At 38.7% G+C, this 25,134-nt stretch carries 19 protein-coding genes; 6 read left to right on the forward strand and 13 right to left on the reverse strand.

Features of this window, described 5'->3' with window-relative positions; translation table 11 throughout:
- Complete coding sequence (locus LVD15_RS23820) at positions 1–777, reverse strand: MlaE family ABC transporter permease (protein ID WP_233777682.1); 777 nt, start codon at positions 775–777, stop codon at positions 1–3.
- Positions 778–786: 9 nt separating this feature from the next.
- Positions 787–1,392: a superoxide dismutase family protein gene (locus LVD15_RS23825; RefSeq protein ID WP_233777683.1), complete on the reverse strand. Its 606-nt coding sequence runs from the start codon at positions 1,390–1,392 to the stop codon at positions 787–789.
- Positions 1,393–1,624: 232 nt separating this feature from the next.
- Here LVD15_RS23825 and LVD15_RS23830 point away from each other — a divergent pair, with 232 nt between their 5' ends.
- A complete protein-coding gene (locus tag LVD15_RS23830) occupies positions 1,625–1,936 on the forward strand; it encodes a hypothetical protein (RefSeq protein ID WP_233777684.1) in 312 nt (103 codons plus the stop codon).
- On the forward strand, positions 1,908–2,657 hold the full coding sequence (locus LVD15_RS23835) for a tetratricopeptide repeat protein (protein WP_233777685.1): 750 nt from the start codon (positions 1,908–1,910) through the stop codon (positions 2,655–2,657). The genes LVD15_RS23830 and LVD15_RS23835 overlap by 29 nt, the downstream gene beginning before the upstream one ends.
- On the opposite strand, the gene LVD15_RS23840 is transcribed toward LVD15_RS23835, so the two are convergent.
- Positions 2,654–3,289 carry a TetR/AcrR family transcriptional regulator gene (locus tag LVD15_RS23840; protein WP_233777686.1) on the reverse strand — a complete coding sequence of 212 codons (636 nt, stop codon included), beginning with the start codon at positions 3,287–3,289 and terminating at the stop codon, positions 2,654–2,656. The two genes, LVD15_RS23835 and LVD15_RS23840, sit on opposite strands and share 4 nt — an antisense overlap.
- Positions 3,290–3,399: 110 nt before the next feature.
- On the opposite strand from LVD15_RS23840, the gene LVD15_RS27205 reads away from it, so the two are divergent.
- From LVD15_RS27205 to LVD15_RS23850, 3 genes are all read left to right on the forward strand, one after another.
- The gene (locus tag LVD15_RS27205) at positions 3,400–4,338 is read left to right on the forward strand and encodes a gamma-glutamyltransferase family protein (RefSeq protein WP_306416778.1); all 939 of its coding nucleotides are present in this window, start codon (positions 3,400–3,402) and stop codon (positions 4,336–4,338) included.
- Positions 4,331–5,098 (forward strand): gamma-glutamyltransferase, encoded by a 768-nt coding sequence (locus LVD15_RS27210; RefSeq protein WP_306416779.1) that lies wholly within the window; start codon positions 4,331–4,333, stop codon positions 5,096–5,098. Before LVD15_RS27205 ends, LVD15_RS27210 begins: the two co-directional genes overlap by 8 nt.
- A 160-nt stretch (positions 5,099–5,258) precedes the next feature.
- On the forward strand, positions 5,259–5,606 hold the full coding sequence (locus LVD15_RS23850; RefSeq protein ID WP_233777687.1) for a hypothetical protein: 348 nt from the start codon (positions 5,259–5,261) through the stop codon (positions 5,604–5,606).
- A gap of 99 nt (positions 5,607–5,705) precedes the next feature.
- On the opposite strand, the gene LVD15_RS23855 is transcribed toward LVD15_RS23850, so the two are convergent.
- Genes LVD15_RS23855 through LVD15_RS23865 form a run of 3 tightly spaced genes read right to left on the reverse strand, consistent with a single transcriptional unit; the run spans position 5,706 to position 8,798 of the window.
- Positions 5,706–7,289: an OmpA family protein gene (locus tag LVD15_RS23855; RefSeq protein WP_233777688.1), complete on the reverse strand. Its 1,584-nt coding sequence runs from the start codon at positions 7,287–7,289 to the stop codon at positions 5,706–5,708.
- A gap of 43 nt (positions 7,290–7,332) precedes the next feature.
- Positions 7,333–8,160 (reverse strand): universal stress protein, encoded by an 828-nt coding sequence (locus LVD15_RS23860; protein ID WP_233777689.1) that lies wholly within the window; start codon positions 8,158–8,160, stop codon positions 7,333–7,335.
- 26 nt (positions 8,161–8,186) lie between these two features.
- Positions 8,187–8,798 carry a DNA-3-methyladenine glycosylase gene (locus LVD15_RS23865; RefSeq protein ID WP_233777690.1) on the reverse strand — a complete coding sequence of 204 codons (612 nt, stop codon included), beginning with the start codon at positions 8,796–8,798 and terminating at the stop codon, positions 8,187–8,189.
- A 117-nt stretch (positions 8,799–8,915) separates the two neighbouring features.
- On the opposite strand from LVD15_RS23865, the gene LVD15_RS23870 reads away from it, so the two are divergent.
- Positions 8,916–9,776, forward strand: a complete 861-nt coding sequence (locus tag LVD15_RS23870) for a DUF2911 domain-containing protein (RefSeq protein ID WP_233777691.1) — start codon at positions 8,916–8,918, stop codon at positions 9,774–9,776.
- A gap of 71 nt (positions 9,777–9,847) precedes the next feature.
- Here LVD15_RS23870 and LVD15_RS23875 read toward each other — a convergent pair whose 3' ends face one another.
- The 7 genes from LVD15_RS23875 to LVD15_RS23905 all read right to left on the reverse strand — a co-directional run bounded on the left by LVD15_RS23875 (position 9,848) and on the right by LVD15_RS23905 (position 25,054).
- Positions 9,848–10,474 carry a DsbA family protein gene (locus tag LVD15_RS23875; protein WP_233777692.1) on the reverse strand — a complete coding sequence of 209 codons (627 nt, stop codon included), beginning with the start codon at positions 10,472–10,474 and terminating at the stop codon, positions 9,848–9,850.
- A gap of 97 nt (positions 10,475–10,571) precedes the next feature.
- Positions 10,572–11,885, reverse strand: a complete 1,314-nt coding sequence (gene mgtE / locus LVD15_RS23880) for a magnesium transporter (protein WP_233777693.1) — start codon at positions 11,883–11,885, stop codon at positions 10,572–10,574.
- A gap of 196 nt (positions 11,886–12,081) precedes the next feature.
- Positions 12,082–12,501 carry a VOC family protein gene (locus tag LVD15_RS23885; protein WP_233777694.1) on the reverse strand — a complete coding sequence of 140 codons (420 nt, stop codon included), beginning with the start codon at positions 12,499–12,501 and terminating at the stop codon, positions 12,082–12,084.
- A 37-nt stretch (positions 12,502–12,538) separates the two neighbouring features.
- Complete coding sequence (locus LVD15_RS23890) at positions 12,539–13,858, reverse strand: IS1380 family transposase (RefSeq protein ID WP_233776077.1); 1,320 nt, start codon at positions 13,856–13,858, stop codon at positions 12,539–12,541.
- A 185-nt stretch (positions 13,859–14,043) separates the two neighbouring features.
- A complete protein-coding gene (locus LVD15_RS23895; protein WP_233777695.1) occupies positions 14,044–20,502 on the reverse strand; it encodes an FG-GAP-like repeat-containing protein in 6,459 nt (2,152 codons plus the stop codon).
- A gap of 209 nt (positions 20,503–20,711) precedes the next feature.
- A complete protein-coding gene (locus LVD15_RS23900) occupies positions 20,712–22,406 on the reverse strand; it encodes a sodium:solute symporter family protein (RefSeq protein ID WP_233777696.1) in 1,695 nt (564 codons plus the stop codon).
- A 137-nt stretch (positions 22,407–22,543) separates the two neighbouring features.
- On the reverse strand, positions 22,544–25,054 hold the full coding sequence (locus tag LVD15_RS23905) for a PIG-L family deacetylase (protein ID WP_233777697.1): 2,511 nt from the start codon (positions 25,052–25,054) through the stop codon (positions 22,544–22,546).
- Positions 25,055–25,134: the final 80 nt, after the last annotated feature.

A 25,134-nucleotide genomic window follows, 5' to 3' on the forward strand; every position in this document is an offset into this window, starting at 1 on the left:
TCAAATAAACAATTGGGTAAGTTGCACGGCCATCAGATCTATAACAAAAACAAACATAGAAGATACTACTACCGCCCTGTTAGCGGCATTTCCTACTCCAGTGGTACCTTTTGAGGCATTTACTCCTTCATAGCACCCTATAATACCAATAGCAAAACCAAAGAAAAACGTTTTTAGCACTGCAGGTATGATATCGCTAAAAACTAAGGCCTCTAAAGACTGATGATAAAACAACTGCACGCTTACATCACCTTCCAGGTTAACTCCCACGTATGAACCTATCAATGAGACAGCATCAGCATAAAACACCAGTACGGGTAACATGAGTGAGGTAGCTACTACTCTGGACACCACTAAATAATTAAAGGCATTTGCTCCAGACACTGTCATAGCATCTATCTGCTCTGTAACTTTCATAGAGCCCAGCTCTGCACCAATTCCGGAGCCCACTTTACCTGCACACACCAAGGCGGTAAGTACAGGACCTATCTCTCTGATGATAGAAATGGAGACCATAGCCGGCAGCCAGCTCTCTGCACCAAATTGCTCCAGCGTAGGTTTAGTTTGGAGAGTCATTACCATGCCTATTATAAAGCCTGTGGTAGTAACCAAAAATAGAGATTGATAGCCTAGCTTGTAGGCTTGATTAATAGTTTCTCTAATTTCTAGAGGACCCCTAAAAATTTGCCGGAAAAAAAGCGCTGTATAGCGCCCTATTCCGGCAATATTAATGAGGAATTTCTGTAAAGAATCAGGTAATGATCCTGTTATTTTCATTTTTTATAATTACTCGGCATTAATTACACCACAACCGATTCTTGCTCCGGCAGCACCTGAAGGCTGAGAAGTAAAATCATCTGCTCCGGCATGGATAATTACCGCTTTACCTACCACATTAGAGTTTACTTCACCACCAATGCTCCAATCTTTGGCCACAATAGATAAAGATCCTTTGCCATCTTCTCCTACTGTCATGTTGCCTATATCACCTTTATGGAAAGTTTCTGAACCTCTTTTACCATGATCTACGCCTGTAGGATTCCAGTGACCACCAGCAGACTTACCATCAGGAGCACTACAATCTCCTTTTTCATGAATATGCACTGCATGCTCTCCCGGAGTAGCATTTTCTACATTTATTTCAAATTGAATACCTTCTGGAGTTTCAGTAAAGGTGGCTGTTCCGGTAATTTCACTATCAGATTTAGCTTCGATCATAGCTGTGGCCACTTTCATCTCCACTTGCTCTGTAACCGTTTCAGTCATGCCTGTATCTTCGGTCTCTTCCATAGTGTCAATATTACCACTATCTTTATCTTTAGTACCCGGGCTACAAGCTACTACAGAAACGGCAATACCTGTAGCTAAAAAAAAGCTTCTTAATTTTCTCATAATAATTCTCTTTTAGTTGGTTAATTTTTACTCATTACCCATCAGCTCCCTTCATTATCACTATTTATTTTTATGCTCATGAGTAACATCTAAGAAATGCGCTCACCCCCGTTTTTGTTATTACACAGTCCCTTTTTTTTGCTTTATCAGGGTCAGTAAAATTCAGTTAGTAACTAAAGCATTTTCTATTCTCAATAAAAACAGACTACTTTGCGTTTTCTCCTAAAGACATTTGAAAAGACTCATTTACATATCAGTTATTATTTTCATGCTGCTTATAGCATGCAACAGCGCCAAGTACACTACGGTGAAGCATGTGAAGCCAGTAAATAGGCATCGTTTTTTTAATAGAAAAGGTGACAAAGGCAAAAAGAGAGTAAAATATGTTAAAGTGAAGATCTTAAAAAAATCACCTACCGTAAAACCTAAAAAGTCTAAACCTCCCAAAAAGAAAAAAGAGAAAAACACAGAAGAATTAGCACCATCAGATTCTACACAACTTGAGTCTATACCCAATGAACCAGACAGCACAGGACTACATTAATGAGGGAGTAATGCTCTCTAAACAAAATGACTTTGCTACGGCCATAGAAAAATACAGCCATGCCCTAAGCATTAATCCTGGACAGGCCGAAGCTTTATACAACCGAGCCAAATGCTATGTAAAACTACAGCAGGTAGAAAAGGCTCTGCAAGACTTTGATACCCTCATAGAGCATCATAACTCAGTAGCCTTCTATTATAGTGAACGAGCTGTAGTAAGGCACTTGAACAAACAAAATGATAAGGCCATGGAAGATCTGGACAAAGCCGTGGAGCTAGAACCAGATAAACCTTTCCGATACTCCAGTCGTGCTTTTATAAAAGAAAAAATGGGAGATCTACAGGGTGCATTGGCAGATTATGAAAAAACCATTAGCCTAGATCCTGAAGACGCCATTGCTTTTAATAATAAAGGATTAGTAGAAGAGCAACTCGGCTACATGGAACAGTCCAAACAGAGCTTCCATCAGGCTGATTCACTAGAACCTAAAAAAGCCTCTCAAAAGCAAGTATCTATACCTGAACCGCGCAAAGAGCCGGTTAAAAAGGTAAATATTGAGCAAAAGCAAAAAACCACTTCTATTGAAGTAGAAAAAGGTGAAGAGCCTAAACTGACTATAAAAGGATACTTCCAACAGATAAAAAGATTAATCTCTGACTCTGAAGAAAGAAAGCAGTTTAAAAACTTTATAAAGGATACTTTATCAGGCAATAAAGACTAATTCAATCCTCTTAGGACTGTATCAATATTCTTCCTGAAAAAGATCTTCAAAGGTTTTATTTGAGCCATATGTGAGCGTACTATTGAGCCATAAAGAATCGACACAAACAGATTAGCAAGCTCAGTAGTATCACTAATGGTAGTTATTTCCTTATGAAAGATAGCTTCAAGCACAAACTTTTCCATCATCTGAGGTATTGACAAAATCTCTATGCTGCTGAGACTTTCCTCATTAGGGTAAAGCAATGCCCGCTCCACAGGCCTTAAAGGATAAGGTGATGGCGGCCGGTTTAGCCCCATAAAATAGCTGATCAGGCTCAGGATTAATCCCGGATTCTTGTCTATTGTTTCTGCCATTTTATCAAAAACATAATAAACAGCCTCCAGTCCTTCTCTGGGTGAATGGTATAACTCTATGGCTCTGTCAAGACACCATATTCTTAAGTAATATAGTAACACATCGTCTTTCTGTGGAAAATACTTAAAAAATGTTACCTTAGATACTCCTGCTTTTTCACAGATATCATCGACATACAGTTCAGCGAATGAGCCTTTACCGACTAGCTGTTTAGAAGCAATTAAAATATCTAATTTTATTTTGGCGGATTTACGCTCTCTTAGACCTACTTCCATAAAAATTTAATTGCTGAACAATATAAGTGTTATTCTTTACAAATAGCACCTAATTTTATAATTTTCACTATTAAAGGCCTATATTAAGAAAATTTATACCTCAAAATCATATGCATTCTAGAATTTACTGCCTGCTTCTAGTTATTATAGCCTTTAGCTGTAATCCCCCAGAAGCCTCCGAGTCATTACATGTTCAGGGCACGGTAGCAGACAGTGCCATGGTAGTATCGGCGCATCCATTAGCCACTGAAGTTGGCCTTAAAATATTACATGAGGGAGGAAATGCAGTAGATGCGGCTATTGCCGTACAATTTGCGCTGGCAGTAGTGTACCCTGCAGCAGGAAATATTGGTGGTGGTGGCTTTATGATTTATCGTGACAAAGAAGGTAACACCGATGCCCTTGACTTTAGAGAAGCAGCCCCCCTGGCAGCTCGTAGAGACATGTATTTGGATAAAAATGGAAATGTAATAGAAAACCTAAGTACACTGGGACACTTGGCTGCCGGCATACCAGGAACAGTAGATGGCATGGTAGAAGCTCATAAGAAGTATGGCTCCAAACCCTGGGAGCAACTGGTGCAGCCGGCCATTGACTTGGCAGCTAAGGGTTTTACGCTCACCCAACATGAAGCAGAAGGCCTGAACGAAAATTACTCTAACTTCCTGGCCAATAACACCACTACCTATCAAGACTGGATTTCTGATCAATGGAAAGAAGGTGACTCCATAAAATGGCCTGATTTGGCAAAAACTCTTACCTTGATAAGAGACAACCAACGGGAAGGATTCTATGGAGGAGAAACCGCTCAGTTACTGTTAGCAGAAATGCACAGAGGTAATGGCATTATGACTTTTGAAGACCTTGAGAACTATCATGCCAGCTGGAGAACGCCAGTAACCGGAAATTATAAAGGATATAAAGTGATTTCAATGCCTCCACCCTCTAGCGGCGGTATAGCACTCATGCAGCTTTTGTACATGACAGAAGATTACCCATTAAAAAAATGGGGGATTTCACAGCCCCAAGTCCATTCACTATATGGCTGAAGCCGAAAAAAGAGTGTATGCTGACAGAGCTACTCACCTGGGAGACCCGGATTTTCATCTGGTACCACAAAAGGAGTTACTTAATAAGAACTATCTAAAAAACAGAATGAAGTCAGTCAATAGTGACAAGGCTACACCAAGCGATTCTATTAAAGCGGGTATGTTTAGCCCTTACGAAAGTGAAGAGACCACTCACTATTCAATAGTAGATGCTCAGGGCAATGCCGTTTCTATCACTACCACACTCAATGGCAGCTATGGTTCAAAAGTAAGAGTGGCTGGTGCAGGTTTCTTTTTAAACAATGAAATGGATGACTTTAGCATCAAGCCTGGCACCCCTAATATGTACGGACTTGTTGGTGGAGAAGCTAACGCCATCGCTCCTTTCAAGCGCATGCTTAGCTCTATGACTCCCACTATTCTAGAGAAAGACAACCAGCTGTTTATGGTAGTAGGCACTCCGGGAGGCAGCACTATTATCACCTCTGTTTTTCAGACTATTATTAACGTTACAGAATACGACATGAGCATGCAGGGAGCCGTAAATGCTGGCCGTTTCCATGACCAATGGCGCCCTGATAAGTTATTTATGGAAAGGAATGCTATTGATAAACGCACTGTTGACCAACTTAAAACCATGGGCTACGGTATTGATGAAAGAGGAACTATAGGTCGGGTAGACGCCATTTTAGTATTACCCAATGGCCAGCTTGAAGGAGCAGCTGATCCCCGTGGAGATGATGAAGCCATGGGATATTAAAAGCCATTACACTTTCTATTGTTGATACTCCTCTAATTAACTAATAATTGTAATTTAGGGCTTAATTTTATAAAGCATAGATCAAATAATAGATAGCCCCGTTTCAGAGTTTCAAAAAGGTAAAATCTACAAAGACGCCGGTTTAACACTTTGTACTTTCTTGGGAGGACCGATAGTTGCTGGCTACTTACTAGCTGAAAATTTCAAAAAATTAGGCAAAAGTCATTTAGTCAGTCAAACCTGGACTTATACAATATTCTTTACTCTGGCATTATTACTCATTTTAATATTTATTCCGGAAGACATTAATATTCCTAATATAATATTCCCTGTAATAGAAGTAGCCATAGTACGCTACCTGTTTACTTCACTCCAAAAACAAGACGCAGAGGCTTATATAGAGTCTGGTGGTGAATATTATGGATGGGGTAGAGTAATACTCATATCTTTAATAGGTTTGGTAATAACAGTGGCAGCTATTTTAGTATTATCCATTTTCTTTCTTTAGGGTAAAGTAAAGGTAGCATATAATTCTACAGGATAATTTATGAGATGAAAAAAGGCTGGTCATTTGCGAGTGACCAGCTTTTTTGTTTAATATCTCAATCTAGTTTTTCATAATGGTGAACTCCACTCTCCTATTCAGTTTCCGGGTCATAGGATCATCATTATCGGCAATAGGCTTACTTCCTCCATATCCCTTACCTGAAATCCTTTTGGAAGCAATACCATGATCTACCAAATAGTCCTTTACGGCCTCCACCCTAGCCTTAGATAGTTTCACGTTATATTTAGGAATACCTCTATTATCAGTATGTCCTTCCAATCTAATTTTCATATCAGGGTTTTGTTTCATCAAATCTACCACCAAATCCAGCTCTTGATATGAGCTCTCTAGAATGGTGGGTTTAGACTGTTCAAAAAGGACATTCTTAAGATGTACTTTGGTTCCAACAGAAATCGGCTGAAGGTTATAATTGATTTCCACTAGCTTCATTTCTCCCGTGTTCACTTCCAGATTTTCTCTCTGGCTAATGTACCCAGGAGCATCTACCCTCACTTCGTATTTTCCTGAAGCGGGAATACTCAAAGAATAATACCCATTTTCAGCAGCAGTAGTTACCTCCTTTTTAAATTCAGTCTCTGTGCCAGATACGGTTACAATGGCATTAATAGATTGTCTGCTATCCTTGTTCAGCACCTTACCATACATAGTTACCTGATTAGCTCTAGACTCAGGCACATCAGTTACTTCCTTAATCTGCACCACTGGTTCTTCTGGCGCTTCAGGCTCAGCCATCATAATGGAGTCTATTGGCTTTTCAGTATAAAAACGAATATCACTATATCCATCACTATTAATAGTAGATGCATAAAGGGCAAAATCATCATATATTCTATAGCCGGTTTCTCTTCCCTTCGTATTTAAAACCTGTAAGCCTTTGGGCTCAGACCAGTTTTGCCAGGTGTTATCGAGCCTTTCAGAAACAAAAATATCACTACTTCCTTTTCCTCCATGACCGTTAGAAGCAAAATAAAGGGTTTTGTTATCATCAGAAATGTAAGGCGTAAACTCCTGAAATTCCGTATTAATGGTACTTCCCAGGTTTTTAGGATCACCCCAGCTACCATCTGGCTTACGAAGACATACATAAATATCTTCGGCTCCACGGGTACCGTATGATTCTAAGGACATTACTAATACTTGCTCATCTTTAGAAAGGTACCCTCCCGGATTATCAGAAAGGTTTTTAAAATAAGGAATATTAACATCCTGAGGAGCAGACCATCCCTTTCTTGTTTTCTTAGCGGTAGAAATACCCTGAGTTCTCACTATGCCGTTTTCTTCCTTATAATGGTTATGCAAAACGATAGTTTCTCCTCCATCTTCAAAGCCTATTACACCGTTCCAATTACGACTGTTTAATTCTTTAACATTCTGAGGTTCAGACCACTGATGATCATCAGTAAGCGTACTAACCCATATATCTCCCTCATCTCTTATTCCGCCTACATTAGCAGGATGATTTCTACGTGTAAAGTATAGCTTTTGTCCATCGGGAGAAAGTACAGGGTTAATCTCATCATACTGAGAATTAACCGCAGCCAATATATTTTTATCCTGGCTTTGCCCCATTCCTGATGTAGATATAACTAACATCAAAAACAGAACACAAAAGTTTTTAATCATATTTTATAGCACTTATTTTAAAAATGAAAAGGATCTTGCTGTCCTAGGAGAACTTAAGCACAAAAAGAGGCTTATTCATAGAATATGACAAGGTTCTGGTAAGGCTTTTATGCAACATACTTCCTACAAAACCCCTTGATTTTCTAAAAACCATAAGCAAATCGCTGTTCTCTTCCTCCATATATTCTTCAATTCCTAATCCTATCTCATCTTTAAACTCTTTATTAACAAAGTTTATTTTCTCGTATTGGATGAAACTCCTTAGATCACTGACGAACTCCTTATATTCTCTATCATTGTTCTTCACATTGATATGTAACACGCTTATGCGGGCATCAAACATTGTAGCAAATGAGATCACTTCCTGAATGGCCTTTCTGTCCTCACTCATAAAATCTGAGGCATACACTATTTTTCTAAAGCCTTCAAAAGAAGCATCCTTAGGAATACATAAGGTGGGTATTTTAGCCTTTTCAATTACTTCTTCGGTATTACTACCCCAAAATATATCGTTTGACTTACTAATACCCGTGGTACCCATAACACACAGATCATAACCATTTCTAAATTGCTCCAGCAGGTTATCTATCAAATCACCGAGCACCAATTGGTAGTCACAGTTTACGCCATCTTGCTTATAATCTTCATTGATGCGCGATACTATACCTTCCAATTTAACATCAGCCATATTTAAGCGCTCTTTGAAAGTCTTGCCAATGGATTTTTCACCTAGCAGTTTATTGAAGTCCGATTCAGTAAACACATGAATAAGCGTAATATTAGAGTGGAATTTTCTGGCTACTTCCACAGCATATTCCAGTGCGTTCAGAGATGTTTCTGAGAAATCAATGGGGCAGATTATTTTGTTCATTACGACAAATATAGTACATCAATTATTTAATCAAAATTGTAATTATTATCTCCTGAGCTAACCCAGGAGTTATTTTTGATAGAAAACCTCCAAGGTAAAAGAGCATCCTCTTTGGCATATCTTACACCAATCCTGGCACTTCTCTCTATCAACTTATCGCTTACTACTATCCCCTTTTCTAACCATACTGTATCTTCTGTAAGGTCATGTTGGTTATGCTCCAGGCCTATGCCTAAAGCTTGTGTTAGCTTACCTGGTCCAGAAGTAAGTTTCTCATTATTAGAGGATAGCCCTCTGCGCAACATCATGGTATCTATTCCTTCTACTGGTTCTATAGCCCTTACCAGCACCGCCTCTGCCACTCCGCTATGGTTTGTAACCACATTAAACAGCTTGTGAATACCATAACATAAATATACATAGCTGGTGCCACCTTCCATAAATAAAGTCTCTGTTCTTGCTGTTTTTCTTTTATTAAAAGCATGGCAAGCTTTCTCTACTTCTGAGTAGGCTTCGGTTTCTACAATTATTCCTGCAGAATATTTATCGTCAATGCGGGTACACAATTTTTTTCCTATTAAACTTTTTGCTACCTCAGTGACCTCATCATTAGTAAAAAAGGATTTCTTAAGTTTCATATCTAAAGATTAACAAAAAAAAACGTTTTTCGTTAGTCAAAATAATCAACTAAATAACGGACATCCTCTACTTGAATAAGAGTATGTTTGCAGTCAAAATTTAACAACATTACAACAATGAAAAACTTATTACTATCAGCCTTTGTGTTTTTAAGCGCTATATCTGCTTACGCACAGATCAACATCCCACAACCAAGCCCTACTGCTACGCTTAAACAAAACGTAGGCCTTACCGAAGTAGAGATTATATACTCAAGACCAGGCGTGAAAGATCGTGAAATATTTGGCGACCTTATCCCTTACGGTGAAGTTTGGAGAACAGGCGCTAATGCTTCTACCAAAATCACTTTTAAAGAAGAAGTAACACTTGGTGGAGAAGCCATTCCTGCAGGAACTTACGCTTTATACACTATACCCGGAGCTAAAGAGTGGACTGTAATTATTCACAAAAACACTTCTTTATGGGGAGCAGGAAACTACAATGAGGATGAAGATTTAGCCAGATTTACTGTACCTGCTACTGCTACTAAAGATTTCACTGAAACGTTTACTATTGACTTTAGTGATTTCACCTCCACTACTGCTAACATTAATATAAAATGGGAGAAAACTTTAGTGGCTATTCCATTAGAAGTAGAAGTAGATAGTAAAGTAATGGCACAGATTAAAGAGCAAATTCTTGATGCTCAAGGTGAAGTGAACCCTCAGCTTTATTCAGGTGCTGCCACTTATTATTATGAAAGTGGTAAAGATCTAAAGCAAGCGCTTACTTGGATTGATGAAGCTATAAAAGCTAACCCTAAAGCATTTTGGTTAGTACACAGCAAAGCTAAAATTTTAGCTAAACAAGGAAAGAAAAAAGAAGCAATAGCTACCGCGAAAGAGTCTATGAAAATGGCTAAAGAAAGCCCTCAAGGTGACTTCGGTTATGTGAAGAATAACGAAAACCTAATTGCCGAAATTAACAAAAGCAAATAAGGATTGATAGATATAAAGAAGGCCGCTTTAATGATTTAAAGCGGCCTTCTTCTTTTTATAGATAACTTATTCTAGACCTTCAGTAATTGCTCTACCACTTCCTGTGTTTTTTCTTTGTTTAAATAGCCAGAAAACAAATGATGTACTCCTTCCTCATTTTGAAAGAGTAAAGTAGGAAAACCAGAAGCCAATGGAGCCGCCTTTTCAAATTCAGCAGTAGTAGCTTCTATATTTTTTTCTGATAACCATTCTTGATTAAACTTCTCTACATCTATGCCTTCTGCCTGAAGTAATGGATGATATACTTCAGCTGCATCTAATCGTTTACCTTCTGCAAACATAATTTTCTGAACGGCCTTTGTGAAAGCAAAGGTTTTATCCGGGTAATTGTTCTTCACCCACACAATAGCTGCTGCCGGTTCCAAACTGCTAAAAGTATAAGAAGCATCACCTGTAAGGCTATAAAACTTATCAGAAACATATACTCCTGTAGTTGACTCCATTCTTGGTGAATGTGTTTTAATAAAATTTTCAAGCTGAGGTCCACCTGTTGGTGCATTTCTTCCTAACCACATGCCGCCTACCAATAACTCAAAATCCACTTGCTCACCATACTGCTGCTGTACTGCAGTGATATTATCACTATTACCGTAGCACCAGCCACAGTGCGGATCCATGATATAAATAATCTTCTTCATCTTAAATTCATCTAAACTAATGTAGTTGAACGCCTTCTAGCAAAATGAGTTGCAAAAAGCCGCTAAATTAGTGATCAGTAAAGCATTTCAACAGTCATTATAATAGCTTACCAGCCAGGAAAACAGCGGCAATAGAAAAATATATAATAAGGCCTGTCACATCCACAAAGGTAGCTACAAATGGCGCCGATGCTGTAGCAGGATCCAGTCCTACCTTCCTCAATATAAATGGAATAATGGCACCGGCCACGGTACCCCATAACACTATAAAAACGAGTGAAGCAGAAACAGCCCCGGCTACGGCAAACCAAAACTCACCGTAATCATACAACCCTGTTTTTTGCCAAAATAAAATTCTAATAAAACCAGTTGCCCCTAATATGGCACCGAGCAGTAACCCTGACAATAATTCCTTTTTAATTACGTACCACCAGTCGGCTAACTTCACCTCGCGAAGTGCCATAGCTCTAATGATTAAAGAAGCGGCCTGAGAGCCTGAGTTACCTCCACTGGAGATAATGAGCGGCACGAACAGTGCCAGCATTACGGCTTTCTCTATTTCATCTTCATAATAACTCATGGCCGAAGCTGTAAGAATTTCTCCCACAAATAATATGATCAGCCACACGGCCCTTTTCTTAACCAATTCTACCCATGGCGTCTGCGTATATGACATTTCAAGTCCCTCTACACCTCCAAATTTTTGAATATCTTCAGTATCGCGTTCTTTTATTTTATCGAGTATATCATCAAAGGTAACAATGCCCACCAATGTATTTTTATCGGTAACAATGGGTAAAGCAGAGCGGTCATACTTATCAAAAATATGAAATGCATCCTCTACATGAGTGTTGGCACGGATAGCTATAAACTCCTTATCCATGAGCTCTGAAATAGGCTTATTTTTATCTGACAGTAGTAACTCGCCTATTCTCAAATCATCGACAAGGCTATTTTCTTCATCAACTACATAAATGAAATTAAGAGTCTCCGCTTTTCTACCAAACCTCTTAATATGATCCAGCACCTTTTCTACTGTCCAGTTGGGGCGCGCTTGTATGTAATTTGGAGTCATTAACCGGGCAATGCTCTCCTTTTCATAGCCTATTAAGTTCAGAGCAACATCCTTTTCAGAATCGCTGAGCAGGTTGACCAGGCGCTTGATCAGCTCATCAGGAAAATTTTCAAAAAGGCCGGTTCTATCATCAGGATTCATTGAGTTTATTAACTCTTCCAGCTCACTTTCTCCCAGGCTTCTGATAATTTCTTCTTTAAGCTGATCATCGAAGTAACTGAATACCTCGGCCTTTTTTGAAGTAAGGAGTAAGAAAGAAATATCCCTTTCCTTCTTATCTAATGTACTGAGGTGCTCTGCTATATCAGCAGGGTGCTTGCCTTGCATGTTTATCATATTTGCGCTGATTTCACCTTTTACCTTATTATAAAACACGCCAAATCCATGTCAAATGATAATCATTCATGGTGACGGGTTATAAAATGCGCAATAGTAGCAAATCACTCCATCAATGCCATGATGAGTGATTTTTATTTTTGAGAGGATGCTTTTAAGAAAGAATCAATTATCTATCCGAGCATTTGCACACTCATTATTTAGCAAATAATTGATCTATATTCTGAAAAGCTTTAAACTCTAATGAATTACCTGAAGGATCTTTGAAAAACATGGTAGCCTGCTCTCCCGGCTCGCCTTTAAAGCGGATATAAGGTTCAATTATAAACTCAATATTTGCCTCTTTTAGTCTATCAGCCAGCTGGTGCCAATCATCCATAGTGAGCACCACACCAAAGTGGGGCACGGGCACCGAATGACCATCGACCGGATTGTGGTTATCTTCAGTATGCACATCTGCAATATGCAACACCAGCTGATGTCCGTAAAAGTCAAGATCTACCCAGCGATCAGAGGATCGACCTTCTTTACAATTCAAAACAGTATTATAGAATTTTCTGGTTTCATCTAGCTCCTTTACAGGAATAGCCAAATGAAAGGGTTGAATCTTGTCCATTAGTAATGCTTTTCTATTAATTGATATTAAACCCGGATTATTCATTAGAATAATCAAAAGGAGGACTAGTAGACGATATGTTCAAGAATATTCCCTCCATCCAGGGTCTTCTTTTGGAGGGTAATGAGATTTTTAAAACCTTTTTATTAGCATGGTTTGCTGTCCAGGCTCCTAATGCAAAGCAATAGGATCTGAGGGTTGATAGGGTTGCTTTTCGATGATGGTTCAACGCAAAATGCCTGAATAAACTCATCAAATTGTAAGCCACCATGATAAAGCGAAAGGAGGCTTCTGTTGCCCAAAAATCTTGTAAACAAAAATTTTCAAGCCCAAAATCTTGTTTCAATTCCTTAATTCTGTTCTCACAATCGGCGCGGGTGTTGTACATGTTCCAAATCTGATCCAGAGGTAAATCCATATTGGTCACATAGCAACTATATCGATAGCCAGGCTGATCTTCAAAAAGTTCCTTGCCTCCTGCATGTGGCCTGATGTCAACTTGCTTTTTTACAATAATGTATCGTCTTGGCTTACCGTTTTCATGACTGAAAACCATCTCGTTCAGCTCTATTCCCTTTGCCAGTTTGACCCAATCTTTAAGCCCCCAAACTTCGCTTTTTACATTGGGGTACATGCGTACAGCCATAATGTAATTGAGGAGTTCTTCATCTAGATATGACATGATTTCTTCGTTGTAAAAACCACTATCGGCCCTTACCAGACCTACTTTTTGTCCTGCCAAGGCGTGCTTAAAGGTTTCTTCCATGAACTCCCTGCAACTACTACTGGCCGCTGTGTTGCCTGGCCTGAGCCATGCATTGGCCACCATTCTGGTTTGACTCACAAAGGCCATCAAGGGGTGATGTGAATTTCTCCCTCTTTTGTTGGGGTTATAACCTTTACTACTCCCTTGTTGATCTCCATATCGAGTGATCACAGTACTATCAAAATCAATGGTGAGTGCTCCTAAACGGAGCTGGTCAAAGAACCATTGTTGAAGCTCTGGAAATACTTCGTTGTTTAGGGATTGAGAGAATTTTCCAAAAAAACGACTGTAGGTACTTTGGCTAGGCATACCATCCCATCCAAAAATTGACTGTAAAACAGTATCATATCTCAACCAGTCACAATGGATGTATCTACTAGCCCCTGTCCAGATACTCAGCCAAAAACTCTCTACGATTTGCTTGGGGTCATACCCTCGGTTAGAACCAGGAGATGGAAGTGCCAGTTCGGCTAATTTTTCTCGTATCCCTACCTGATCGATAAATCGTTTCATTAAACTCATCCCTCCAAAGGGTGTCACTGGCTTGGAGGAATATTCAATGGGTAAAGACCCTATATTTTGAGTAACCATTCTGGTGATTTTTATACCTCATCAAAATCGATCTTTTTACACAATTATCGAAGGATTTTCTAAACTTTTAGTTTTCTAATGCATAATCAGGGTTAAACTGCAGTATACGTATTTCCTTACAAGAAAAAAACCGAGGCAGTTTCCTGCCCCGGTTCTTCATCAAATAATTAACAACCACTATTTTTTTACTTTACTATTAACCTACCAGTAGTCATTAATATACCATATTGATCATGCAATTGGTATATGTAAATGCCAGAGGTTAATTGAAGTGGCTTTAAATCCACTTTAAACTCATCAATACCTTTTATTTCGGCGGTTTTTATTCCTAAACTATTATAAAGGGTCAAATCATATGGATAAGTCATGTCTCCTACAAAACCAACCACACCTTCTGATAGTGATAATGGGTTAGGGAAAACATCTATTATACGCTGAGCCGGGTTATGATAAACCGTGTGCACTATGTTAGTGGCAATAGCTCCATCATAATCAAAATATATATTGGCTTGATTAAAAATTGAATCTCCATGAATAAGGTTGTCTAATGGTTTTATTTTGAACTTGATAAACCCATGACTCGCGGCCTCATCAGAAGTACTATCAGGCAAGTTAATATTATCGAACCTCCATTTTAATGTCCTTCCATCTACTCTTAGCTCACTTACGTTATGACTTACAGCTAACATTTCAAAAGTACTTAGATCTAAATGCGAGCTAATTTCATCTGACACCCTAACGAACGTAGCCGGATAATTACCTACATTTTGAAACCGGATCAGATAAGTCAATTCCCTATCCAACCTATTAATTCTGGTATCTGAAACCCAAATATCATTAGGATCTATAGAGCCCATCACTTCATTAGTATCGGAGGTTGTATTAGACAATAAATCACAATCACCGTTAGATGCTTCTATATTGAACTGAGTAGTAAGCATTTCTCCTACAATAGAAGAAAGGTTAGTTCTGGTAATTACTTCCAGCGTACCTTCATCAAAAGCCTCTACGTTACCAATGCTCCAGGTATAGGATTGCCCATTTGCAGTACTCCAGGCTAAGTCACCGCTCACTACCTCTACATTTTCTGGAAAGTCCACTGTAACTTCAACATTTTCCGCTAGAGAGGTGCCTCTGTTTTCATAGGTTATAATAAACGTATTTTCAAACCCACGATGCAGAACTGTGGTTCCTGCGTGAATAACTAAATCAGGCATAGTACAAACAGATGTTAATCCGAAGTTATTATCACATTGACTCTGACCAGCTTCTGCAATATTGATGTTATAGCCACTACTATTACAAGCAGACCAGCCATCACCTAAATTTTGAGTTATTTGGTATGATCCGGCTGCCAGGAAAGTCTGATAATCCCCATTAGCATTAGTAGTTAGCTGATAGGTTTTTTCAGATGATGCTATAGTTATTTTTTGATTTGGAATACCTTTCTCATCAACATCCTGCATACAGTTGCCATTAGTATCATGGTAAACTGTACCACATACTGTACTTCCTGCCTCCTCTACTATTTCATGGCAAGTTCCAGAAGGCACACCTACCAGATGCTGAATTATACCTGAGGGCCATTCCACTATTACTTCCTCGGCCTGGATGGCATCTCCCAAACCAAAATAGGCCTTCATAGAATTTTGAGATCCTACTCCTCCTCCGGTCTGAGAAGTAATTTCTATTACCTGCCATATGGTCTGTCCATATATATTGGCCTTTACCCTAATTTTTGCTCCTATGCCTGTACTATTAGAAGCTGTTCCTTTTAAAGTAAAACATATCGATTGATTACACCTACCTCGGCTGTTGATATAAAGCTGGTTAGGCTCCCCTGAATGGTTGGCTACGAAAATATCCTGATCACCATCATTATCGAAATCCGCAGTGGCAGTACCAAATGCTTTTTGAGTAAGGCTAGTAAGGTCATTTTCTACCTTTTGAAAAGAGCCGTCTCCGTTATTAATATATAGGTAGTTACCTTCTCCCGCATCATTTGTGATATATAAATCCAGGTCACCGTCATTATCTAGGTCCGTCCAGGTGCTACCGTGAGTGTTTCCTCTATCAGTTACTATAGCTCCAGAAGTTACTTTCTCAAAAGTACCATCTCCCTGATTGTTATATAAGGTATTATATTTTGTGCCTGCATTAGCTACAAACAGATCCATATCGCCGTCGTTATCATAATCTCCCCAACTAGAACCTACTGAACCCAATGCTTCTGAAACTATTATTCCCTCTTCAATTTGGGTGAAATTACCATTTCCTTCATTTTTGAAAAGGAAGTTTCTTTGATCCCGATTAGGAATAAATACATCCAGGTCTCCATCATTATCATAGTCAGACCAAGTTGCTCCTAATGAACTTGACACTGCCTGAACTATGCTGGAGTTATTTATTTTAGTAAAAGTACCATTGCCATTATTATGGTATAGTCTGTTAAAATTAGTTTGAATAATATCTAATACGAACAAATCAAGCAGGCCATCATTATCATAATCTATCCAACTAGCACTATGGTCATATCCTTCATCTGTAGCAATTTCTCCTGAGGTTACTCTACTAAAACTTCCATTGCCCTGGTTATTATACAGTAAGCCCGGACTACCAGCATTAGTAGCTATAAATAGATCAAGATCACCATCATTATCATAATCTCCCCATGTAGAGGCAGTAGCTGAGACCATGTCATCAGCAATGACATTCTCTATTTTGGTAAAGGTACCATCACCATTATTATGATACAGATTACTGGCTTTACCCTGATCATATTCAGGTACAAACAGGTCTTCTAAACCATCGTTATCATAATCTCCCCAGCTGGCACTCCAACTGTTAGTGGTACCTGTAGACAAGCCAGAATCAGTATCTCTCTCAAACTTAATACTTGGATCCACCGCTAAGTTAATTTGAGGTAAATCAGCACCACATGCGGCTTGTCCATTTACACTTACTTGTACATACTCTCCTGCTTTAAAGTTATTATTGAGTGACAGGTTAAATTTTAGTCTCATCGTATTATTATTGAGATCAAGAACACCTGGCAAACCATTCTGACCAATTTGAGCGTCAATTTCAGCAATACTATAAGAATAAATATTAGACTCAAGAGATGGATCTGCCACTGCTCTGTATGCTTCATTAAGATTATACTGGAGCTCACTGGTAGCTGCAGCATAAGTGATGCTACCCGAGGCTGGTCCTGAAAAATTAACACGCAGACTATCTACAATAGCTAGTTGCACACTTTTCACTTCTACTTCCACATCTAAATCATTAGAACATTCATCACCTACAAAAGCATCTTGTATTCTCACCTGAAACTGCGCTGGTTTTGGCTCCACCGATAACCTGGTTTGTACATAAGGACAGGTAAAGCTTGCAAAATCGGCCGGATAACTAGAACATTCATATCCTGCATAAACATCAAAACCTTCCAAATTACAGGCCGAATAGGTAGCAGTTATGTAGTAAGTTTTAGTACTTCCTACCTCTATAGCTCCTAATTGATAAATATCACCCACTAACGGCCTATTGATATTATTATCTGCATCAGTAACAGCCACCACCTGAATATCTCCTGAGGTTGATTTCATATGCATCCAGGCATTATTGGCTGAAGAACTGTTCGAAATATTTTCCACATTAACAGTCCAGGTTACTGTTTTACCTAAACCATCTTCTTTAGGATTTAAAGGGGTCAAGCGTAAAGATGCAGGAGCATATTGCACTTTATCATACTGGTTTTCCACCCAAACAGAGGTGCTTCCGCCTTCTAACCTGCTGGCACGATCAAATGTATATGCCCAGGGCATTTCTTTGTAAACTCCAGCCTGAACGTCACACGTGGGGGCTATTTCAATTGCCAATCTACCTCTAAAACCATCATCACTTAGATTGAAAGTTCCTCCCTGGTCTTCATAATACTGCGATAGATTAAAATACAGCTCACTTCCTGTAGAATCATCCGGCTCTATTCCGGTAATTCGTTGAGTTATACTTGTATTTGTAGCCTTTGTAATCCACTGCGTCAGGTTAATATTAAGCACTTTATAACCATCCGGAATAGTCACTTTCGCCTCCTTGATTTTGGCCCAATTTCTATATTCATAAGGAAATAAATTACCTCCTTGATAATTAGAACAACAATCTCCTACGCTTAAGTAGTAAAACTGGTTGATATATTTACTGCAGCTAGTAATTGAAGTATAACTACCTTTACTTACAGTAAAATAATACCCCATGAAGGTAATGTTTTCATCATAAAAGCCACACTGAAACTTATCTGAAGTACTATTAGGGTTAGCTACTTCACTCACGTAAAACTCATTATTCACCGTTACTTCTTGAATCATACCTCCCAGATTGGTTTCCAGTGTATAAAAAACTGTTAGTTCTACAGAATCAGCATCTTCCCACTGAAAATTATTCAGGTCATTATTTCCATTGGCAACCAGTGTTGGAATACTAAAATCCATATCAAAAACACCTACATCAGCGGAAGAATACTTCTGAATATCTACTCCTGAAGCATAATAATAAGTATTAGCGCTTGCATCATATATTTTAACGCTTCCAGAAATTGGTGTAAGGTGAGCGCCTAATGGTATAGTAGATTTCGCATAGCCATAAGTCCAATTAGGGTGCTGTGCCGAAGTTTTTATAGTACCATAAAAAACAGACTTTATAGTGTCATTGGTCATTACCCTGTTAGCCTTCACCTTGGTCATATCCAGATTTCCTGAGGCATCAGGCATTCCATCGGCATCATTGTCTGGCAGGCCAAAGCTTGATCTTTGGATTGTAAAATTATGAAAAGCCATACCCTCGGCACATCCTGTAGGGCAAATCAGAGTGGTACTCACGGTTTGATCACAAGCCATAGCCACTTTACAAATGCTGCCACAATCAGCATCAGCAATAAAATATACTGACATAGAAATGCTCTTACTACCATTTGTAACTCCAGAAATGCTACAATCAGCCTTGAGCTTCAGGTTAATTTCTGTTTTATTGAGTTCAAAACCAGAAGGCAAAGGGTACTGAGCTAATAGCGTTCCATTATCAGGATCATAAGTAACTGTAGTAGGATTCCACTTCAGCGGACTGCTATCCCATGACAGGTCGCCTTCTAAATCTTCATAAACAAGGCCATTGGGTAATTGAAAATGCACTTCGTAAAACGCGTTCTCTGCAGTAGGATAGGTATTTTTATGACCTGACACTAAAAAAGTAAAAGTCTTCTTTTGTCCATCAGAAATATGAGCAGGTGTTTCAGTGAAAAAACTCATAGATGCTTCTACCGGATCTTGCCCTTTAATGGTATTGGTATAAGCTTCATCACAATTATCAGTATACCTAACAGTACTCTTCCAGCCTCCTAGCTGAGCTTTAAAGCATGAATTAATACAACAATGCTCGGTATTCCATAAAACATAAATACTTTCTCCCTGGGGTATATCTGGTAGGCTTAATGTTACTTTACCTACCGCTCCGGCACCAAGGCAACTATAATTATCCGCAGAACTGGTGAGTTCTGTAGCTATAGGTGCCAATGATACCAAACTACCTGACTCCCCCACCTTATATTGAATGCTACTCACATCGATTTTAGTGAAAATATCCGGATCATAACCGCTACCGCTTGAATTATAAATGTCCACTTCCACATTATTAGCTGCTCCTGAGCTGGTATTTGCCACTTTTAAAACTTGGGCACTAGGCTCAGAACTATAGCAAGTGCTGAAACCTGCAGTGGCCGTCTGTTTTAAAACAGGAGAACTATAATCTAAATATACATTCCCATAAGTAAATGTTTGCTGGCAACTCACTCCTTCTATCATCCAATAGGCAGAGATATTAGATGTATAAGTCTTGTCTTCACATGCTTCTCCATAGATAGTTTGTACTATACTTATACTTTCATTACTATCAAAAAATCCATCGCCATTACCAATAGACGAAAAATCTACCGAAGAAAGTGTGATAAGTGAATCTCCCATTAAAGCCCCTAAATCTACGTCCGTTATTTCCATTCCTACCGGGTGCAGGTCTTTAATATAGATATTATCAGTGCTTCCATAGCCTGCATTCACTATGGTTATAGTTCTTTGAAATGACTCGCCATTAGGCAAAGTCTTATTTTTAGGCGTGATACTCGTTATGGCAAGAGAGGGGTATAATATATTATATGCTTCAGAAGTATGTGTAGCCTCTGGTAATGTGGAATTAACCGTTACTAAATTTCTAAAGATATTACCGGCCAGCTGATGATCTATAGCGGTACAGGTACCCTTATACTCTACTGTTAATGAATAAGATTGTCCATTTGGTAGATTAGCAGCCGAAAACTCAGGATTTTGAAGGTCAGAAATATCACTTTCCGAAATTTGGAATCCGTTATGATCTATTAGACTTCCTTCGAGATACTCTATCCCTTCAGGAAGCGATACTTGAATACCGACATTTTGAAGAATTTCCCCAGAGAGATTTTCAATATTAATTTGATAAGAACTGCGCTCAGGGCCGATATTTACCTCTTCCTGAGGAGATGACGTAATGTTGATTTGACCAAAACTGTTTGTTGCAGCTACTAATAATAAAGTTGATAAAGCATAAGTATAGATTCTCCACATACCTCTTACGTTTTTTGTTCTGTGGATGAATAATACAAAAAGATGCCATCGACCTAATCAACTGAATAACAGGAAATTACAAATAAAGCAATGACTTTAAATTTAACACTAGCAGGAAAAAATTACAGATAATGGAAATATTCTATTTCACACTTCTATAATCTTATAACAAGAGTACCATATGGAGAATTTATAAACGTAATTAAACCTTATTTAGATTTATTGAAGTTTAGGGTAGAATGGATCAGATGAGAAAGTACTACCACAAGAACACAACCTATAACATTATACCATAAATAACTGATAGAAAGTGTTTTAAATAAAAAAATTACAGTTATTTGAGAAATGATTGCGGCATAAAAAACAGCATTACCTTTAATATATTTTATAAAAAAGGCGATTAAAAACATGCCTAAGATTACACCATAAAAAATGGAGCCTAAAATATTCACCGCTTCTATCAGGTTCTCTACCAAACTGGCAAATAATGCAAAACCGACAGCTAAAATCCCCCAAAAGGCGGTTAACAGTTTAGATGCTATCAGATAATGCTTGTCTGAAGCCTCCTTTTTAAATACTCGCTTATAAAAATCTATGGATGCCGTAGAACCAAGTGCATTTAACTCGCCAGAGGAAGATGACATGGCAGCTGAAAAAATCACGGCCAACAATAACCCCACCACTCCTTCAGGCAGATAATTAGTTATAAAAGTGAGAAAGACATAATCAGAATCCTTTGTTTCTATACTTTCATCATATTCTTTTAAAAGGCCTTTTACCTCTTGTCTGATTTTCTGTTCTGATGCCTTATGTTGTTTTACCTGATCGGTATAAGTAGCTATTTGTTGTTCATCATTTTCATTCAAGGCATCTACCAGATTAACGATATTTGTCTTTTTCTCTTCGAAATTAGCTGAATACTGATCTTCCAGAGCCTGAATATCAGCCCTGTATTCACTAGCTCTCAACTGCTCCATTTCTACTGACTTAAAGAACACTGGCGGCTCCTCAAACTGATAAAAAACGAATACCATTACCCCTACCAGCAAAATAAAGAACTGCATAGGCACTTTAAAAAGTGCATTAAAAATGAGACCTAATCTACTTTCAGCAACAGATTTAGCCCCTACGTACCTTTGCACCTGAGATTGGTCAGCTCCAAAATAGGATAAGGCAAGAAAGAACCCGCCGGTGAGCCCTGTCCATATCGTATACCTTTTTTCTGGGTCAAAAGAAAAATCAACTACATCCAGCTTGTCCATTTTACCTGCTACATGCAGGGCATTAATAAAAGAGACATTCTCAGGCAGATAACTAATTATAATAAAAAAGGCCCTAAACATGCCGAGCATGATCACTGCCATCTGATATTTTTGGGTGATGCTCACCGCTTTAGTGCCGCCACTCACCGTATACAGCACCACCAAAATCCCCGTAAAGAGAATGGTATAGGTAAGGTCCCAATGCAGCATGGTAGAAAGAATAATAGCCGGAGCATAAATGGTAATACCCGCGGCCAGGCCTCTTTGTATTAAAAAAAGGAAGGCTCCTAATAGTCTGGTTTTAAGATCGAAACGCTGCTCCAAAAACTCGTATGCAGTGTAAACATTGAGCTTATAATAAATAGGAACAAATATGGCTGCTACAATAATGATGGCTATTGGCAAACCAAAGTAATTTTGAACGAAGGCCATTCCAGATTCATACGCCTGCCCTGGCGTAGACAAAAAGGTAATGGCACTGGCCTGAGTAGCCATTACAGAAAGACCAATGGTGCCCCATTTTAAGGAATTATCTCCTTTTAGGTATTGGCTTATATTTTTACTCCCCCTACTCTTCCAAAGCCCATAAACTACTATCAAGAAGAGTGTACCCAACAGTACCGTCCAATCTAAAACACTCATGAGAAATACCTGGTAAATAAATGAAAAATCAGAATAAGAAATGCCAGACTACCTACTACTAGCAGATACCAGGCTTTCCACGATTTAAATAATGGTATTTTCTCAGGACTCTTCGGTTGATTAGTATCCATAAATGATTAGTTAGACTTATTCACCTTAGTATCAGCAGGCTTATCAGCTCCTAGTGACACTAAATTAACAAACAGCCTATACGCACCTGGCACACCTGCTGGCAACTCTCTAAACCAAGAGTAACCTGTATATATATAATGTCCTTTGCCATATGGCGCTATTAATAATCCGCCATTTTTAGGGCTTTTCTTTTCTTCTTTGTCATTACTAGATAAAATGGCTTCATAATGACTGTCCCAACTATGAGGGAAGTAAAGTCCTCTCTCCTGTACCCATCCTTCAAAGTCTTTACTGGTAATTTTATTAGGGTAGTTCATCACCTGATGATCAGGCTTTAATATTCTCACTTCGGCATCTTCTTCAGTAACTCTGTCTCTAGAAAGCTCCAAAGGATATGGTGCAAAATGATCTGCATGTAAATGATAGCTGTTATTATACTGAACAATTAAAGTTCCTCCATTTTTGGCATAATCAAGCAGATCATCCATATAGAAAGAAATTCTTTCATTAGTATTTAGAGCTCTTACACCTAAAATCACGGCATCCATTTTTTGAAGGTTATCAGGTTTGATATCACTTTCGCTCATCTCCCAAACTTCATAGCCTATTTCTCTAAGTGCAGCAGGTATGGCATCTCCAGCACCTTGAATGTAGCCTACCATTTGGCCACTCTTCTTAATATCTAATTTCACCACTTTAGATGCTGCTTTATTCATTAGCATCTGAGCAGGAATGTGATCATAATCTATGTTAGTAAGGCTATTACTATACTCATGTCCATCAAGCTCTACTACTGCCTGCACGTCTCCTGTACTTTGTTCTGACGGAGGTAAAAGCTCAAAGCTATAATGAGATTCGCCCCACTTCTTATCAATAGCCAAATCATAGCTGGCAGGATTTACTTTCCAGCCAGAGGGTACTTTTAACTTTAACTTCCCTTTTAGGTTATCTTCAACAGCTTTTACATCAACCGTTACTGTTTTTGATTCATCACCAGAAAATATGTAAACGCCTTCATTAAGGTTAACAAATACCGGTGGAGTGACAGCAAAAGGTCTATAAAGTTCTCCTCCTACAGGATCATTCCATTTATATACCACAGGCACTGAATAAGAAATTTGCTCTCCCTCAATGCTCAGTGACACTTTTACTTGCAAAGCTGGATCATTTTCGGGCTTTCCTCTCATGGTCTGGTCTTCCACCTTATACATGCCTAAAGTCCCCTCTTCTCTTAACCAATATGGCTGTGAAAATGCAGCGTTCTCTGGGATGGTATAAGTGTGAGAAAAAGCAAAGTCTTTATTCTCAATGAGCTTTGCATTTACTGTAGTGTCATTTTTCTGTGCGTATTGAATTTCTTCAAGAGTAATATTTATCGGAGATCGGTTGATTACTTCTAATGAAAGCTTCACCTCTTTACTTGGTGTTACCGCATAATCATCAGCCACTGCTTCAATAAATAAACCTGTAACCGCTTTGATTAAATAATCTACTTCAGATAGCTTCAGCTGCTTCCAATAAGGATCACTCAATTTGCTAATGGCTTGCCTGGCTTCTATTAGCTCAGGTAATATTGCTGAAGGCTCAGCAGGGTTGTACTTCTCTATTGCTTGAGATACTATTTTACCTATTTTCTCTCCGCCCTTTACTCTTTTCCATGAAGTATCAATTCCTTCGAATATGTCTTCTTCGGCTTCATCTCCCATTACATACTCTAAAAATTCCTTAGACTCCCCTCTACTTCCGCTAGAACCAAAGCCCTGACTTTTGTGCTGACTTCTGCTTATAGCTGCTATTTCAGTATAAGATTTACCCAATAAAGGGCTATATGTTCCAACATCAATGGTAAGTACTCCATCTTCTTCACCCGTCATGTTGGGGTTCCACCATCTACCGGTGTTAGTATAAAGTCTTTTGGTTTGCCAGGTATCTACATATTTAAGCTGTGCTGGGTATTGTGATTTATTAGCCGCTGCTTTAAAGGCCTTTTCTGCCATAATAGCTGAAGTGGTATGATGACCATGGCCTGCTCTTTCATCAGGTGGGAATCTGGTGATGACTACATCAGGTCTGAATTTTCTGAAAATCCAAACGGCATCAGACAGTACCTGATCTTCATCCCATATCTCTAATGTCTCTGTAGCTGTTTTTGAGTAACCGAAATCATTAGCTCTGGAGAAAAACTGCTTGCCACCATCTACCCTTCTGGCTGCCAGGAGCTCCTGCGTTCTTATTATACCAAGACCTTCTCTTATTTCTGGTCCTATTAAGTTTTGTCCGCCATCACCACGAGTAAGAGCCAGGTAACCTATATTGGCAAGTGTCTCATTAGATAGATAAGCTATGAGCCTGGTGTTCTCATCATCTGGGTGAGCAGCCATATACAGCACATTACCAAGAAAGTTTAGTTTCTTTAGCTTAAGCAGTACTTCGGCAGCATCAGGCTTATCAGGCTTCTGTGCAAAGGCGGCGGTGATAAATAATAAAGTAAGGGATAATAGTATTGATCTCTTCATAGTTATCAAAAAAAGCTTTATTGATGGCTTACGAGTGCAAAGATTAAAGGTTTAGGAAAGATATCAAGTAATTAGATAGA

Origin of the sequence: Fulvivirga maritima (assembly GCF_021389955.1) — a bacterium.
GTDB lineage: Bacteria > Bacteroidota > Bacteroidia > Cytophagales > Cyclobacteriaceae > Fulvivirga > Fulvivirga maritima.

Excerpts from the sequence above, each read along its gene's own strand:
- LVD15_RS23885 (WP_233777694.1), bottom strand. The coding sequence starts at position 12,501 with ATGGACAAGATTCAACCCTTTCATTTGGCTATTCCTGTAAAGGAGCTA.
- mgtE (WP_233777693.1), bottom strand. The coding sequence starts at position 11,885 with ATGATAAACATGCAAGGCAAGCACCCTGCTGATATAGCAGAGCACCTC.
- LVD15_RS23890 (WP_233776077.1), bottom strand. The coding sequence starts at position 13,858 with ATGGTTACTCAAAATATAGGGTCTTTACCCATTGAATATTCCTCCAAG.
- LVD15_RS23870 (WP_233777691.1), top strand. The coding sequence starts at position 8,916 with ATGAAAAACTTATTACTATCAGCCTTTGTGTTTTTAAGCGCTATATCT.
- LVD15_RS23905 (WP_233777697.1), bottom strand. The coding sequence starts at position 25,054 with ATGAAGAGATCAATACTATTATCCCTTACTTTATTATTTATCACCGCC.
- LVD15_RS23860 (WP_233777689.1), bottom strand. The coding sequence starts at position 8,160 with ATGAACAAAATAATCTGCCCCATTGATTTCTCAGAAACATCTCTGAAC.
- LVD15_RS23820 (WP_233777682.1), bottom strand. The coding sequence starts at position 777 with ATGAAAATAACAGGATCATTACCTGATTCTTTACAGAAATTCCTCATT.
- LVD15_RS23855 (WP_233777688.1), bottom strand. The coding sequence starts at position 7,289 with ATGATTAAAAACTTTTGTGTTCTGTTTTTGATGTTAGTTATATCTACA.
- LVD15_RS23900 (WP_233777696.1), bottom strand. The coding sequence starts at position 22,406 with ATGAGTGTTTTAGATTGGACGGTACTGTTGGGTACACTCTTCTTGATA.
- LVD15_RS23875 (WP_233777692.1), bottom strand. The coding sequence starts at position 10,474 with ATGAAGAAGATTATTTATATCATGGATCCGCACTGTGGCTGGTGCTAC.
- LVD15_RS23835 (WP_233777685.1), top strand. The coding sequence starts at position 1,908 with ATGAACCAGACAGCACAGGACTACATTAATGAGGGAGTAATGCTCTCT.
- LVD15_RS23840 (WP_233777686.1), bottom strand. The coding sequence starts at position 3,289 with ATGGAAGTAGGTCTAAGAGAGCGTAAATCCGCCAAAATAAAATTAGAT.
- LVD15_RS23825 (WP_233777683.1), bottom strand. The coding sequence starts at position 1,392 with ATGAGAAAATTAAGAAGCTTTTTTTTAGCTACAGGTATTGCCGTTTCT.
- LVD15_RS23865 (WP_233777690.1), bottom strand. The coding sequence starts at position 8,798 with ATGAAACTTAAGAAATCCTTTTTTACTAATGATGAGGTCACTGAGGTA.
- LVD15_RS27205 (WP_306416778.1), top strand. The coding sequence starts at position 3,400 with ATGCATTCTAGAATTTACTGCCTGCTTCTAGTTATTATAGCCTTTAGC.
- LVD15_RS23895 (WP_233777695.1), bottom strand. The coding sequence starts at position 20,502 with ATGTGGAGAATCTATACTTATGCTTTATCAACTTTATTATTAGTAGCT.
- LVD15_RS27210 (WP_306416779.1), top strand. The coding sequence starts at position 4,331 with ATGGCTGAAGCCGAAAAAAGAGTGTATGCTGACAGAGCTACTCACCTG.